Annotated in this window: 15 protein-coding genes, 1 tRNA gene and 1 pseudogene; 8 read left to right on the forward strand and 9 right to left on the reverse strand. The window is 39.3% G+C overall.

Going from position 1 to position 15649, the window contains the following annotated elements:
* Positions 1-105 precede the first annotated feature (105 nt).
* The 9 genes and pseudogenes from AB3F25_RS04340 to AB3F25_RS04380 form a co-directional block, all read right to left on the reverse strand.
* Positions 106-345, reverse strand: a pseudogene (locus tag AB3F25_RS04340) (hydroxyacid dehydrogenase); the annotation flags it as partial.
* Between the two features lie 5 nt (positions 346-350).
* Complete coding sequence (locus AB3F25_RS04345; RefSeq protein ID WP_373604274.1) at positions 351-1427, reverse strand: AAA family ATPase; 1077 nt, start codon at positions 1425-1427, stop codon at positions 351-353.
* Positions 1424-2608 (reverse strand): restriction endonuclease subunit S, encoded by a 1185-nt coding sequence (locus AB3F25_RS04350; RefSeq protein WP_373604275.1) that lies wholly within the window; start codon positions 2606-2608, stop codon positions 1424-1426. The genes AB3F25_RS04345 and AB3F25_RS04350 overlap by 4 nt, the downstream gene beginning before the upstream one ends.
* A gap of 386 nt (positions 2609-2994) precedes the next feature.
* Complete coding sequence (locus tag AB3F25_RS04355) at positions 2995-3537, reverse strand: RlfB protein (RefSeq protein WP_373604276.1); 543 nt, start codon at positions 3535-3537, stop codon at positions 2995-2997.
* Positions 3531-4235 (reverse strand): DUF3800 domain-containing protein, encoded by a 705-nt coding sequence (locus AB3F25_RS04360; RefSeq protein WP_373604277.1) that lies wholly within the window; start codon positions 4233-4235, stop codon positions 3531-3533. Before AB3F25_RS04360 ends, AB3F25_RS04355 begins: the two co-directional genes overlap by 7 nt.
* A gap of 17 nt (positions 4236-4252) precedes the next feature.
* A complete protein-coding gene (locus AB3F25_RS04365; protein WP_373604278.1) occupies positions 4253-5797 on the reverse strand; it encodes a type I restriction-modification system subunit M in 1545 nt (514 codons plus the stop codon).
* A gap of 124 nt (positions 5798-5921) precedes the next feature.
* Positions 5922-6503 carry an aminodeoxychorismate/anthranilate synthase component II gene (locus AB3F25_RS04370; protein WP_373604279.1) on the reverse strand — a complete coding sequence of 194 codons (582 nt, stop codon included), beginning with the start codon at positions 6501-6503 and terminating at the stop codon, positions 5922-5924.
* A 12-nt stretch (positions 6504-6515) separates the two neighbouring features.
* A complete protein-coding gene (gene trpE, locus AB3F25_RS04375; protein ID WP_373604280.1) occupies positions 6516-8075 on the reverse strand; it encodes an anthranilate synthase component I in 1560 nt (519 codons plus the stop codon).
* Between the two features lie 116 nt (positions 8076-8191).
* Positions 8192-8776: an FMN-dependent NADH-azoreductase gene (locus tag AB3F25_RS04380; protein WP_373604281.1), complete on the reverse strand. Its 585-nt coding sequence runs from the start codon at positions 8774-8776 to the stop codon at positions 8192-8194.
* Between the two features lie 294 nt (positions 8777-9070).
* Here AB3F25_RS04380 and thrS point away from each other — a divergent pair, with 294 nt between their 5' ends.
* The 8 genes from thrS to rimP all read left to right on the forward strand — a co-directional run bounded on the left by thrS (position 9071) and on the right by rimP (position 15636).
* Entirely contained in the window at positions 9071-11002 is a 1932-nt protein-coding gene (thrS, locus tag AB3F25_RS04385; protein ID WP_373604282.1) for a threonine--tRNA ligase, read from the forward strand.
* Between the two features lie 193 nt (positions 11003-11195).
* Complete coding sequence (locus tag AB3F25_RS04390; protein ID WP_373604283.1) at positions 11196-11564, forward strand: YgiW/YdeI family stress tolerance OB fold protein; 369 nt, start codon at positions 11196-11198, stop codon at positions 11562-11564.
* A gap of 69 nt (positions 11565-11633) precedes the next feature.
* Positions 11634-12311: a response regulator gene (locus AB3F25_RS04395; RefSeq protein ID WP_373604284.1), complete on the forward strand. Its 678-nt coding sequence runs from the start codon at positions 11634-11636 to the stop codon at positions 12309-12311.
* The gene (gene qseC, locus AB3F25_RS04400) at positions 12292-13665 is read left to right on the forward strand and encodes a quorum sensing histidine kinase QseC (protein ID WP_373604285.1); all 1374 of its coding nucleotides are present in this window, start codon (positions 12292-12294) and stop codon (positions 13663-13665) included. Before AB3F25_RS04395 ends, qseC begins: the two co-directional genes overlap by 20 nt.
* A gap of 181 nt (positions 13666-13846) precedes the next feature.
* Positions 13847-14557 carry a hypothetical protein gene (locus tag AB3F25_RS04405; RefSeq protein WP_373604286.1) on the forward strand — a complete coding sequence of 237 codons (711 nt, stop codon included), beginning with the start codon at positions 13847-13849 and terminating at the stop codon, positions 14555-14557.
* 11 nt (positions 14558-14568) lie between these two features.
* Complete coding sequence (locus AB3F25_RS04410) at positions 14569-14703, forward strand: hypothetical protein (RefSeq protein ID WP_373604287.1); 135 nt, start codon at positions 14569-14571, stop codon at positions 14701-14703.
* A 131-nt stretch (positions 14704-14834) separates the two neighbouring features.
* Positions 14835-14911, forward strand: a tRNA-Met gene (locus AB3F25_RS04415).
* Positions 14912-15180: 269 nt separating this feature from the next.
* Entirely contained in the window at positions 15181-15636 is a 456-nt protein-coding gene (gene rimP, locus AB3F25_RS04420) for a ribosome maturation factor RimP (protein WP_373604288.1), read from the forward strand.
* Positions 15637-15649 lie beyond the last annotated feature (13 nt).

A 15649-nucleotide genomic window follows, 5' to 3' on the forward strand; every position in this document is an offset into this window, starting at 1 on the left:
TATTGGATTCGGCAATGGTTTTGTATTGGGTCATGAATGTTCCTTAATTATGATTTTTTTGCTTTTTCAGATCTTTTGCATTTTCTAAATATTCAGTATCTATCTGAAATCTTTTACTTGATATTGTTTACCATCTTGGGTAGTTATCAAGTAATCCTTGATAACTGAATTTTCATCTAATTCATTGTCTTCTAATATATTTTTTATATGTAAGGCGATATTTTGTACAGAGGTGTCAAAAAGTTCGGCAAGCTGATTTTGGGTCAGTCAAGCCTGATTTTCAACAACTAATAAAGCAACGTGAGATTTACCGTCGTCGGTGTTGTAGATGATTAAATCGCTCATTAGTGTTATTCCACGAAATTGCAGAATTCATCAATAGCCCTAATTAATTTTTTTACATCATTTTTATCAGAATCACTTAAATTTGAAGTTTCTTCGCTTGAATGCGCTGAGTGGCTATTTAGATCAATTAGTCTAGGCTTAAAATCATTGCCTGTTTTTTTATTAATGGCTTCTAAGAGATCTTTCCATCCTTTATATCCAAGATAAGTAGATGTTTTTTCTAGGAGATTACGGAGAAAATTAAAATGATATTTTTGTAGAGTTCCATTAGCTATGGCTTTCTGAATTTCTTTTCTTAAATAAATATGGTAAGAAAATGGATGATCATTATCTTGTTTAATTAGAGCGTATGTTCCATTTTCATATTTTTCTAGAAAATATTTTTTATACTTGTCTTTCTTAAATTCATTATGTAATACATTATAAAATAATGGATTGTGTGTTGATATTATTACTCTTACTTTGGATTTTATGATCTTAATTATTTTTGCCAAATCCATAGCTAGTTCTATCAAATGATTCTCATCTAAAGAGCTAACTGGATCATCGATAAAAATATATTCAATAGTTTCAAACCTATCATCGGACTCTTCATAGCTACTTTTTACTTTATCTAAAATGGTGTAAAAGATACTCCATATAAAATTACTTTCTTCCCCCTTTGATATTTTAATTTTTTCTTCTGCTTGAGTGTCTCCACTAGCATAGTAAAAAATAACTTTAGAAAAGTCTTCATCAAAATTAGGGGTTAATTTATTATTATTTATATATCTTTGAAAGTTTAAAATTATTTCTTCTTTTTCATCCTCATGTAATGTATTGTTTACCCAATCAATAAATTTATTTTTATGGATATTTAATGTTGGTATCGGGCTCTCATTATTCCAATGAAAAATATCTTCAGTATACGAGTTGTAATATATTATTTTTCTATTATCATCTATAGATGTAGATGATTGAACTAGCTTCTTGAATTCATTTGATAACCTTGTTTTTCCTACTCCATTGAAGGCATAAATTAAATGAACTCTCCCTTCGTCTTGCATTAAATCTTGAGATAATTCTGATAATTTTTTACTCATAAATCTTCGCCTTTGAAATTTAGTAACTCTTTTTGATAATATAAGTATTGTTTTGTACGGTTATTAATTTCTTTTGGTAAACCATGGAGTAATGAGTTTGTTAGACCATAGAATTTATCTAACTTTTCAATAATACTTTGCTGGATAGTTACATCGGGAACAGGTATCCTAAATTCCTTTACTTTTGAATCTGAGATTGCAGGATATGCAGATCCACTTTGATTTTCTTCCACATAATTTTTAAAGTTAATGGTAGATAAAAAGTAAAATAACCATTTTGGTAAAACAATATCTGTATTAGCTCGTAACACACAGTATCCTGTACTCGCTATTTCACCTGAAAATTCTTTAGTAATTGATGCAATACGTTGCTGTGTTGGTCTGGTTGTTGCAAAGATAATATCATTTTCTTTGACTATTTTTTGTGCTCTACTAGGTGCATTTAGAGCATTGATCTCAATAGTTCCAGTAATACTATTATTTTCTCTATCTACAGACGTTAAATCTATATAGCGATATGTTTTAGTATTGTTTTGCCATCTTATATTTTGAGTTTTTTCAACAAGCTCTTCCAACGTTTTCCACTCAAATCCAACCTTCCCAAGTTCTTCTTCACTTAACAATTTCTCCCGATAGTATTCATACTGCTTCCGGCGTAGTATAAGCTCGCTGGTAAGCTCGCTGGTAAGCGCTGTCAATGCGTCCAAAATTTTTACGATTTCGGTTTGGACAGAGAGTGGGGGGATGGGGATTAGGATTTTTTCCATCTGGTGGCTCATTAATTTGGGATTTCCCATACCTGAATAAACATGATTCTTTGCTTCAATTGAAAGCCAATAAAATAAAAATTTATAGTTTAGTTCAAGGTTATTTTGAATTGTTATCAAGCCACAAACATTTGTGATTGAGAATTTTCCTGACCGATAAAATACTGTTCCTGCATTAGCACCATCAGTAGTCCAACTAACAAATTCTCCATCAAAGTCGAATGAGTTTATTTTTCCAATTTCACCATTATTTACAGTTTGAGAACTATATACCGGATAATCTCCTAAATGATCAGCTAAATATTCCTTTGATATAACTCTCCCTCTTGTCAAAGAGGCTACTTTAATTAAGGGCTTCCACTCAACCTCAACCCCATCCAATAATTTCTCTAAAAAAGTGCGGTTGTTTTTCATTGTATTTTTGTTGCTCCTCGTAGGGTGGGCTTTAGCCCACCGCCTGTTATCGTAAATTGGTGGGCTGAAGCCCACCCTACATTTTATCCCTCAATCTCAGCCACAATTTTGTCAATTTCTGCACGCAAGCGGTCGATATTGGCAACAGTGGTATTGATATTCTCGGCGAACTGAAGTCCGCCCTACAAATGTTGAACAGCCAACTTTTAGTTGACTGTTGGATTTTAATCTGTTTTGAATACTATACATGATCATAAAATTTTCAAGAGTCAGAAAAAGCTTGCCTAATTGTTACTGAATAACTATAATCCTACCAGCTCACCTACTCTTTAGTAGAAAGAGGTAGCCGTTCGCCCGGCTTACAATAGGCGACCATTTCTCTATCGTTAGAACCATTCGCACCCTTTCAAGGTTTCATCACCATTTCGGTATTTTTCGTAGCGTTTCTGATAATCATCACGTTTTCCTTGGTGATCAATATAAAAACTTGTCACTAAGAATGAAGAGGATTTACCTAGTTTCTGTAAAATCACAACAAAATCTTCTTCATAAGCCCATAAATATAAGCGAATGTCTCGTTTTTTGTTACTTTCACGATGATAAAAAAGCTTAATTTTTTCATGAGTATGATTTTCTAGAATCTCTTTCACCCAGCCAATTCTTTCGGCCCGTCTATAATCAGGATAGCGACCAAGTGAACGAAATTTCGTTATGCCATTTTCCCAATAGAGTTCTTTTTCTTCTCGTGAGATTAGATGCCAAAAGACTTTTTCTTTATTATCTTCTAAATCGTGCGATTTAGGGTCTATATAAATTTTTTCAGCTAAATAAGTTTTATTTTCTACAAAGTCTGAATGGAAAATGGAATATAAATAATTAAATAAATTTTCACTTTCAATTTTATTTAATTCTAATATCTCATCTAGCATCGTTTTCTTCCCTGTGGTTGCATACGGAAGATATTAAAATGCTTTTCCCAAGGTACAGTAGTGATGTCTAAAGGATGACATAGTTTTTGTTCCAAATATTCTACAAATTGTTTTTTTATCGCACTTTTATGGTCAATATCAGTTCGGTTCTTATAAGCGATAGCCCCGACTAATAAATCACAAAGTTGAATAATTTGTACCTGATAAGATTGCACGATTGTAACTTCTGCTTTTAAATCCCAGTTTGTACCATTTTGTAATACTTCGCATAATTTCTTAGATTTATCTGCACCCAATGTATCCATATAATCTAAATAAATACGGTAAATATTTTTTTTCTCTAAGAAATCTCGTACTGTGTAATAGAGTACTTTATAGTAAAAATTATTGTGTGAGCCTTCATTGAAGATTTTGTGATTTAAAGACTTTTTATTCATTACGACAGTCGTTTTAAAATGAATTTCTTCATTATCTAAAACGAGATCAATTAGATCGCGGTAGAGATTCCACTGTTGCTTATTTAGCTTACTCCATTTTAGTTCCGGTAAGTAATTGTGTTTATGTCTCAATGCTTTAATTGATTTACTTAACTCAATTGCTTTTTCTGCAGAACAATGAATTGCTCCAATTGCCATAATATCAGATCCATCATGTTCTAAATGACAACTTTCATCACAGAATATTTTATAAATAGCCATTCTATTTCCTTATCTAATTATTGATCAATCTCCGCCACAATCTTGTCAATTTCCGCGCGCAAGCGGTTAATATTAGCAACGGTTTGTTTAATTTCTGCGTTGAGTTTATCGATATCAATGACTTCTCGGGTGTCTTTTTGCTCCACATAAGAACTCACCGCAAGGTTGTATTCATTGTTGACGATTTCTTCAAAGGACACGGATTTGGCTAGATGCGGCACATCTTCTTTATCGGCAAACAGTTTGAGAATTTGCTCAATATGTTCCTCTTCCAAAATATTGTTATTAGTGGCGGATTTAAATAAACCGCTGGCATCAATAAATTGGGTTTGAGTATTGGGTTTATGTTTGGAAAGCACCAAAATATTCACTGCAATACTGGTGCCGAAAAAGAGATTGGGCGCTAAGGCAATCACCGTTTCTACATAGTTATTATCCACCAAATATTGACGAATTTTTTGTTCGGCACCGCCGCGATAAAAAATGCCGGGGAAGGAGACAATCGCCGCGCGGCCTTTTGCTGAAAGATAACTTAACGCATGCAAAATAAAGGCAAAGTCCGCTTTGGATTTTGGCGCAAGTACACCGGCAGGGGCGAATCGTTCATCGTTAATTAGCGTTGGGTCGTCAGAGCCAATCCATTTCACGGAGTAAGGCGGATTAGAGACAATAGCATCGAAGGGTTTATCATCACCAAATTGCGGATTCATTAAGGTGTTGCCAAGGGCGATATCAAACTTGTCGTAGTTGATGTTATGCAAAAACATATTCATACGGGCAAGGTTGTAAGTGGTGTGATTAATTTCCTGCCCGAAGAATCCTTCTTCGATGATGTGTTCATCAAATGGTTTTTTCGCTTGCAATAATAAAGACCCCGAACCCGCCGCAGGGTCGTAAATTTTATTGACCTTATCTTGTCCATATAAAGCCAGTCGAGCAATTAGCTTGGAAACGCATTGTGGTGTAAAGAACTCACCACCCGATTTACCGGCATTAGCGGCATAGTTGGAAATTAAAAATTCGTAAGCATCGCCGAATAAATCGATATGATTATCTTCAAAGTCACCAAAATCTAACTCGGCAACGCCTTTTAATACAGCGGCTAGACGGCTGTTTTTATCGGCAACGGTATTGCCCAATCGGTTACTAGTGGTATCAAAATCAGCAAATAAGCCTTTGATATCCTGTTCGGAAGGGTAGCCAGTAGCGGAGTTTTCGATATCTGTAAAAATGCTTTTTAGATCTGTATTTAAATTCGGATTAGTGTTGGCTGTCGCCACGACATTTTTAAATAATTGGCTTGGGTAAATAAAATAACCCTTGGTTTTTACCGCATCTGCTTTAATTTCTGGCGTGATGATGTCATCAGATAAGCCAGCATAGTTCACGCTTTTATCACCACCTTCAATATAATTAGCAAAGTTTTCGCTAATAAAGCGGTAGAAAAGTGTACCCAAAACATACTGCTTAAAATCCCAACCATCAACAGCGCCCCGGACATCATTAGCGATTTGCCAAATACGGCGTTGAAGCTCTTCTCGTTGTTGCATTGCTACTACCATAAAATCTCCGTAAAAGTTGTTTGCATTATTTTAGCATTTTTATCAATAGGTTATTATTCGTAGGGCGGACTTTAGTCCGCCGCTGTTATCGATTATTTTCGGCGGAATTTAGTCCGCCCTACATTTATCTATTCAACAACCACTCAATCGATTGTTGCAATAACTGCGATCCTTGCACGGTTAAAATGCTTTCCGGGTGGAATTGGAAGGCGCAGATCGGTAATTCACGGTGGCGGATTGCCATAATAATGCCGTTGTATTCTGCGTTGACGATAAATTCCGGCGGTAAGTCTTGCCCCATTAGGGAATGATAACGCGCCACCGGCATTGGGTTGGCAAGATCTTTAAACATGGCTTCGCCGTCGTGTGTGATTCGGGATACTTTACCGTGTAGCACTTCACCGGCGTGTACCACTTTGCCACCAAAGGCTTGAATTAAGGCTTGGTGACCTAAGCAAATGCCGACAATCGGTACCTGATTTTTCAAACGTTCAATCAACGGCAATAAAATCCCCGCTTCTGCCGGCGTGCCGGGGCCGGGGGAGAGCGCGAGCACGGTGTCAGGCGTGTTCAATGCGGTGCTCACGAGCTGATCCAAATCGCAGTCGTTGCGGTAAATTTTCACGCTGTGCCCCAACACACGGAATTGATCCACAAGATTGTAAGTAAAGGAATCAAAGTTATCTAAAAAAAGAATATTTGCCATAATTTGCCTTCCTTATTTTGCTTGTGTATTGATTTGACGAATGGCTTTTAATACCGCAGCGGCTTTGTGGCGGGTTTCGTCCGCTTCCATTTGCGGATCGGAATCCAATACTTCACCACAACCCGCTTGCACATGCGCAATGCCATTTTGCACAAAGGCAGAACGAATGACGATACAGGTATCAAAACGCCCGTCGGATGTGAGATAACCCACGGCGCCGCCGTAGCTATGGCGTTTTTGTTGCTCAAACTGATAAATTAACTGCATGGCTTTGATTTTCGGTGCGCCGGTAAGCGTTCCCATATTCATACAGGCTTGATAAGCGTGAAGGGCATCTAATTCAGGGCGAAGTTTGCCGATTACGCGTGAAACCAAGTGCATAATGTGCGAATAGCGATCCACCTGCATTAATTCAGCGACTTTACGCGTACCGCTTTGGCATACGCGCGCGATGTCGTTACGCGCCAAATCCACCAACATCAAATGTTCTGCCTGTTCTTTGTGATCAAGACGAAGTTCAAGTTCTAAACGGGCATCGAGTTCCGCATCAATATTGCCATGAGCATCAAAACCACGCGGTCGAGAGCCGGCAATCGGGTAGATTTCTAATTGACGATTTTCAGGCGCATATTTGAGCGCACTTTCAGGTGAGGCGCCAAACAAAATAAATTCTTCATCGTTCATATAGAACATATAAGGGCTTGGGTTATTTTGTTTAAGTTGCGCGTAACTTGCGAGCGCATTCGGGCAGGCAAGAGAGAAACGGCGCGACGGCACAATTTGGAACACATCGCCAATATTAATATGATGTTTTAAGGCTTTCACAATGCCGGTAAATTCCGGATCGTCAAAATTGGTTTTCACTTCATCGCTGGCGGATTTAATGGAAAGCACATTGTCGATATTTTTTAAATTTTGTGCGATGGAAAGGGCGGTTTTTGCCACATTCACTTGTTCTTCTTGCGCAAAGCAAAAACTTTTTAGCGTGGCTTGTTGGCTTTGGTGATCAATCGTAATGAGATGTTCGGCAAGATAAAAACTGTAATCCGGGCAATGAATGCCATCGTCTTTTAAGGCAATCCCGTTCATCGGAATAAAATTGGCGACCAAATCATAAGCAAACAAACCGCCTAAGAATACCGGTGTTTGACTGTGTTGATAAAGATTGGAAATCACACGCAAACCGTCAAAAATTGTCGCAGATTGGAGTTTGCTGTCTTCGTCTAATTGATTATCCAGCGGTGCAAAATCCACAGAAAATTTATCGTCAAAATTGACCGCACTTTCACTGCCTTTTGACTGCGTAAGTGCGGTTAAAATCGGCTGGATTTCTTTTAACACTTGTTTGCCATTGGCATTTAAGGCTTTAAATGTGACGTTGTTGCCTAAACAGGTGATTTTTACTGCGGCGTTAATTAAGATTAGACTTTGTAAACTGTTTTTACTGCCGATTTCAGCGGAGTCGAGGAGGAGCGTATTGGGATGATTGCAAAGGGTGTTAAAAATTGCGGTGGTATCTGCATGGTAAGGAACCGGTTGCGTGGTCACCGCAATAAAAGCATGATGTGACATAATGAAATCCTTTTTTGAAATTTTGTACTATTAGACTAGTACAGAAAAAATAAGTCAAGCGGATTTTCAAAATTTAAAAATAAAGCCATCATAAGGATGGCTTTGCGATAAAGAGATTAAAGTGAACGGATAATATCGTTGATTTCCACTTTAGCGAGATGAATGGCCTTCTCAATTGCTTCGGCACCGAAGCCAATACCTTGCGCATAGACAAATTGCACGTCCGTAATGCCCACAAAGCCTAAAATCGCTTTCATGTATTGAGTAACGATATTTTTTTCATCATATAAGCCTCCGAATGTACATAACACAATGGCCTTTTTGCCTTTTAATAAACCTTGAGGGCCATTTTCAGTATATTGAAAGGTTACACGCGGGCGTGCGATAAAATCGAAATAAGCTTTTAATTGTGTCGGGATATTTAAGTTGTACATCGGTGCACCGATTACAACGACATTTGCCGTTTTTAATTCGGTGACGAGTTCGTCAGAAAGCGCAAGAAGTTGTTTTTCTTCATTAGTTTTTGGTTCACCGCGTACGGCTGTTGTCGCCGTTGCATCAAATTGTGGTAATTGGTTTTGTGCTAAATCACGTACTACGATGTTATTGCCTTGTAATTTTTCGATAGCATAATCGGCTAATTTGTTGCTTTGAGAATTGTCCGCAAGAATACTGGATTTTAAGACTAATACGTTGCTCATCTTGTTTCCTTTGAAATAATGGGGCGTAAAAAAGTGCGCTCATTCTAGCGATTATTTTTCAGAGATAAAGTTTTATTTACGAAAAGTATTTTTTCGTTTTCGGAAAATATGCGCGCACGATTTAACAAGCCACACATTAAATGATAGAATTCGCGACCGCACTTTTATCCCGAGTTTTGCCGTTCAATAGTAGGAGCGAAGCGGATTCGGCGAAAAAGTACGGTTAGTTTTGTAAAATTTTTAAATGAACACGTCACCTTTCGTATGGGTGACCACTGTATTAAGGAAAAAACAATGCCAATTATTACTTTACCTGACGGTTCCCAACGTCAATTCGATCGTCCTGTTTCTGTGCTTGAAGTGGCGCAAGATATCGGAGCAGGCCTTGCCAAAGCAACCATTGCAGGCCGCGTAAACGGTGAACGCCGTGATGCGTGTGACATTATTGAGCAAGATGCCACTTTAGAAATTATTACCGCAAAAGATGAAGACGGTTTAGAAATTATCCGCCACTCTTGCGCACACTTGCTTGGTCACGCCATCAAACAATTATTCCCTGATGTGAAAATGGCAATCGGTCCAACGATTGAAAATGGTTTCTACTATGACGTGGATTTAGACCGCTCTTTAACCCAAGAAGATTTGGACGCGATCGAAAAACGCATGTTGGAATTGGCGAAAACCAATTATGACGTGGTGAAGAAACGCGTCAGTTGGCAAGAAGCGCGTGATACCTTTGAAAAACGCGGTGAACCGTACAAAATGGCGATTTTAGATGAAAACATCGAACGCACTGCAACGCCGGCGCTATATCATCACCAAGAATATATCGATATGTGCCGCGGCCCGCACGTACCTAATATGCGTTTTTGCCACCACTTTAAACTAATGAAAATTGCAGGTGCATACTGGCGTGGTGACAGTAAAAATAAAATGTTACAACGTATCTACGGTACAGCATGGGCAGATAAAAAACAATTAGCGGAATACTTACAACGCTTAGAAGAGGCCGCAAAACGTGATCATCGTAAAATCGGTAAAGCGTTAGATTTATACCATATGCAAGAAGAAGCGCCGGGTATGGTGTTCTGGCATAACGATGGTTGGACAATCTTCCGTGAATTGGAAACCTTCGTACGTACTAAATTAAAAGAATACGATTATCAAGAAGTAAAAGGTCCGTTTATGATGGATCGCGTGTTATGGGAAAAAACCGGACACTGGCAAAACTACGGCGATTTGATGTTTACTACACAATCAGAAAACCGTGAATATGCGATTAAACCAATGAACTGTCCGGGACACGTTCAAATCTTCAATCAAGGTTTGAAATCTTACCGTGATTTACCGATCCGTATGGCGGAATTTGGCTCTTGCCATCGTAATGAGCCATCAGGTTCTTTGCATGGTTTAATGCGTGTACGTGGCTTCACTCAAGATGATGCCCACATTTTCTGTACTGAAGACCAAATTGAAAGCGAAGTAACCAGCTGTATTAAAATGGTTTACGACATTTATAGTACTTTTGGCTTCACCGATATTTACGTGAAACTTTCAACCCGTCCGGAAAAACGTATCGGTGCCGATGATATGTGGGATCGCGCGGAAGAAGGTTTGGCGAACGCGCTAAAACACAATGGTCTTGAATATGAAATTCAAGAGGGCGAAGGTGCCTTCTATGGCCCGAAAATTGAGTTTGCATTGCGTGATTGCTTAGGTCGTGAATGGCAATGCGGTACGGTACAATTAGACTTTGCCTTGCCGGGGCGTTTAGACGCAACCTATGTTGCGGAAGACAACAACCGCAAAACACCGGTGATGATTCACCGTGCAATTTTAGGTTCAATTGAACGCTTCATCGGTATCATTACCGAAGAATACGCCGGTTTTTTCCCGGCCTGGTTAGCCCCGACTCAAGCAATCGTGATGAATATTACCGATAGCCAAGCAGACTATGTGCAAAAAGTGGTGAAAACCCTTTCTAATGCCGGTTTACGCGTAAAAGCGGATATTCGTAACGAAAAAGTGGGTTTCAAAATCCGTGAACACACCTTACGTCGCGTGCCCTATATGCTCGTTTGTGGGGACAAAGAAGTGGCGGAAGGCAAAATTGCCGTTCGTACTCGTAAAGGTACGGATTTAGGTACGTTTACGGTAGAAGAATTTGCGGAAATCTTGAAAAATCAAGTTCGCAACCGGGAATTGAAATTGTTAAACGAAGAGTAAAATTCTTCTTTCACTAGTGGTTTTAGCACCGCATTGAAGCATTGAAAAGGCTGGCTTTGCCAGCTTTTTTTCTTAATTAAAAAAAGTGACGGTCTCTTAAGAATTACTTAAGATTTATATTGTTTAATTCATCTCAACAAAGCGATGGTGCTTTGATAAACCAACCTATTAACTTTTATTTAGAGGAAAATTTATGAAAAAATTAACATTAGTGGCAATCTTGGCAATCACAACTTCAAGTGCATTTGCAGGTTTTAACGATAACACCGGTACTCAAGGCGGCTTCCAACAACCGGTCGCAGAAGTTATCAGCGTGAAACAAGCCTTATCCGCAAAAGATAATTCAATGGTAACTTTAGTGGGAAATATCACTAAGCAAATTGATGATGACGAATATCTTTTCACCGATGGTTCCGAGCAAATTAAAATAGAAATCAAAAAACGCGTATGGAACGGCTTAAACGTTGGGCCGCAAGATAAAATCCGTATCAGTGGAAAATTAGATAACGAAGCCTTTGAGAAAGCAGAAGTTGAAGTGTATCGCTTAGAAAAAGCAAACTAAGATGAAAAATGGTGAGTATAATGCTCACCATTTTGTTTTTGGATTAACGAGTAAAGTACGATCGATATTATGCGAATTTTATTAATTGAAGATGATGCCCTAATCGGTAACGGGTTACAAATTGGATTAAGTCAATCCGGTTTTGTTGTCGATTGGTTTACCGACGGGAAAGCCGGTGCGCAAGCACTTGATTCGGCGCCTTATGACGCGGTGGTATTGGATCTGACTTTGCCTAAAATGGACGGATTAGAGGTATTACAACAATGGCGGGCCAATAATCAAACTGTGCCTGTGCTTATTTTAACGGCTCGAGATACCTTAGATGAACGAGTAAAAGGCTTGCAGAAAGGCGCCGACGATTATCTTTGCAAGCCTTTTGCATTAGCTGAAGTAGCCGCGCGTCTGCAGGCTTTAATTCGTCGTAGTTGTGGACATAGTGCGGCGCGATTAAACCACTTGAATGTGGTTCTGGATCAAAATCAGCACCGCATTGAACTGAACGGCAAAGCGCTTTCTTTAACCGCCAGAGAATATAAATTGCTCGAGTTATTTATGCTAAACAAAGATCGCGTGCTTTCGCGTTCCGTGATTGAAGAAAAATTATCTACTTGGGATGAAGATATTAGTAGTGCCGCCTTGGATGTGCATATTTATAATCTTCGTCAAAAATTGGGTAAAGGATTTATCCGTACCGTTCACGGTGTGGGTTATACGTTGGGACAGGAAAATGGCGAAGAAAAGTCTTAATTTTCGTTTGATGCTAATCTTATCTGCGACTTCGTGTTTAATTTGGCTTATCGCAACAGGCGTCGCTTGGCTGCAAACGAAGAAAGAAGTCAATGATGTATTTGATGCGCAACAAATCCTTTTTGCCGAACGCTTGGCAAGTTCTGATTTGGAACATTTGTTATTAAACCGGTCAACGGATTCCCATTACGGTGGTTTTAAGCCTTATAAAAGGCATTATGATGACGATGCGCTGGCTTTTGCGGTTTTTACTAAGGAAGGAAAACGCGTATTGAGCGACGGCGATAACGGCGACAGATTTATTTTTGAAGCGAAAATCGGCTTCAGTCAAAATCAAATTGAAGGTGATGACGATGATTGGCGATTATTTTGGCAACCCGTCGGAAGCGGCAATTTAATCGTCGTCGTGGGGCAAGAGTTGGAATACCGTGAAGAATTGGTCAATCAAATGATTTTCGGCCAAATGTGGATTTGGTTTACCGGTTTGCCACTTTTGTTAGGAATTTTGGCATGGTTTATTCGAAGAGAACTGATGCCGTTAAAACACCTAAGTCGAGAACTTCAACAACGACGGCCGGACGATGTTTCGTTGCTTAAAACGACACGAATTCAGACGGAAATTTTACCTTTAGTTCAAAATTTAAATCAATTTTTAGGGCGTACATCGGCAATGTTGCAAAGAGAACGACGCTTTATTTCCGATGCAGCACACGAATTGCGCAGTCCGCTTGCGGCATTACGTATTCAAACGGAAGTGGCGCAACTTGCCGGTGATGATGAAAAAATACGCGCTCAGGCATTGCTCAATTTAACTCAAGGCATAGATCGCGCTACCCAATTAATCGAACAGCTTTTAATGTTGTCCCGCTTGGACAATTTACAGGAATTGGAAGGTGTTGCGCCGATAAATTGGCAAGCAACGATTTCTTCTTTAATTGGCGAGCTTTATTTCAATGCGCAAAAATACGACATTGAGTTAATTTTTGAAGAGAAAGGCATTCCGCCTCATCTTAACGGGCAGCCGCTTTTGATTTATCAAATGTTGAGAAATATTATTGATAATGCGATTAAATATGCGAAATCCGGCGCTTATGTGAAAATAATTTTAACGAAAGATCATATCGTGATAGAAGATAACGGTGGCGGCGTATCGGAAACCGATTTGATGCAATTGGGACAACGTTTTTATCGACCCGCGGGACAAAATGAAAAGGGAAGCGGGCTGGGATTATCAATCGTTTTTCGCATTGCCGAATTACATCGTTTTAAGGTTCGTTTAGAAAATGTTACGGCTAGCGGCAAGGTGATGGGTTTTAAAGTTGTCATTTCATTAAATTCCTTCGACGCAAAATAATCAGCGTTTTATTTGCCCATTCGTGCGTTATTTTGCGGGCGTTCAATGCGGTGCTCTCGGAGGAGTTAAACATTTTTCCGTAATTGAGTGAGCGGCGCTAAGTTGAAAGATAAAAATAAATCCGTACAATAGCGAACCTTTTTTAGGAACGGTCGTAATCTGAACGGTTGGAGTGGAAATAATGAATGCGAGCTTTCGCGCCTATGTTGATCAACTAAGAGACGTGCATAAAGATAGTAGAGTTTATAAATTTAGTTATCAAGGGCGGGATTTTTGGTTGAAACAGCCGGAAAAACTGTCCGGCATTTGGTTGCTGTTAAAACCGAATCCGAAACAATCGTTTATCAATGAATTGCACGTGTTGCTTGATTTAGCGCGACAACAAGCGCCAGTGCCCAATGTGGTTTATTACGGCGATGATTTTTTTGTACTGGAGGATGCGGGTTTTAGCATTTCTCATTGGATGGACGAGCCGGCACTTTCGCAGGCACAAAAATTTCGTATTTTGTCCGATGCAGCCCAAGCGCTGATCGACTTACATCAGCGGGGGCTTGTGCACGGACGTCCGGCGGTACGTGATATTACGTGGAATAACGGCAAAATTACGTTTTTAGATTTTGAATCTCGTTCGAACAGTCAAAATAACGATTGGTTAATAACGCGTGATACATTATTTTTTTTCAATAGTTTGTGCCGTGAAGATTCCATTTCCGACCGCCTGATAACGGAAATTGTCACTTATTATCAAGCCCATTGTAATGGGAGAAATTGGGCGATAATGATCAATTATTTAACTCGTTTTCGTTGGCTCTATTATTTATTTTTTCCTTTCAAACCCTTCGCAAAAAAAGATTTAATTGCAATTTATCGTTTGTTTGAACTTATTCATTAAAAGGAAGCACCATGAAAAAAATCTTTTCTGTTTTAGTATTGTCGGCTTTTTTAGTCGCTTGTTCGTTTGGTGGTGGCATCGGCGTCGGAGGCGGTAGTAACGGCGTGGGCGTCGGTTTGGGTATCGGTACGGGGATGGGTTTTTAAGTAAAAAACCGCACGTCGTATGTTAACCGCCCAACAATACAAAATTTTAAGGTTTCACAAAAGTTTGAAGATTTCGTAAAAATCGCTTGATCTTTTGATTTCGCTCATTATAATACGCCGCATATTTCGGACGCGGGGTGGAGCAGCTTGGTAGCTCGTCGGGCTCATAACCCGAAGGCCGTCGGTTCAAATCCGGCCCCCGCAACCAATAACAAGTTCAGTAAAAAGAACCCCAAATTGGGGTTTTTTTATACGAGAAATTTAGAAACTGGGCTTAGGTTCTATGAACCTAACCCTTTTTTTACGCCTGAAATTTAGCGCGGAACAGAAGACTTGGCTTCTTTAATTTTTAATTATAGAAGAAGTGAAGAACAACGAAGTTGCGAATTAGCACCGCATTGAACCCTATTAAATATCTTCTGCTTGTGCTACCTCCGTAAGCGGAGCTAAACGAATCATCGATAACAGGAGCGAAAATTGGCTACATTAGAACAAAATTTACACGAAATGTTGCAAGGCGCAGTGGAAGACTTGGGCTGCGAACTTTGGGGCATTGAATGTCAGCGTACAGGTCGTTTCATGACTGTGCGTATTTTTATCGACAAAGAAGGGGGTGTCAGCGTAGATGATTGTGCCGATGTTAGTCGTCAAATCAGTGCGATCTTGGATGTCGAGGATCCGATAGCGGATAAATATAACTTGGAAGTGTCTTCGCCGGGATTAGATCGTCCGTTGTTCAGTTTAGCTCAATACGGGCGTTACCTGGGGCAAGATATTGCGATTCATCTGCGTATTCCCGTGATGGAGCGACGCAAGTGGCAAGGTAAATTGGAACGCCTTGAAAACGATATGCTGATCTTGAACGTTGATGGTCAAGAACAGACGTTTGCTTTTGGTAACATTCAAAAAGCGAATGTAGTGGCAAAATTTTAAAAAGGAGAAAAAG

It is taken from the genome of Aggregatibacter sp. HMT-949 (genome assembly GCF_041734645.1).
Lineage (GTDB): Bacteria > Pseudomonadota > Gammaproteobacteria > Enterobacterales > Pasteurellaceae > Rodentibacter.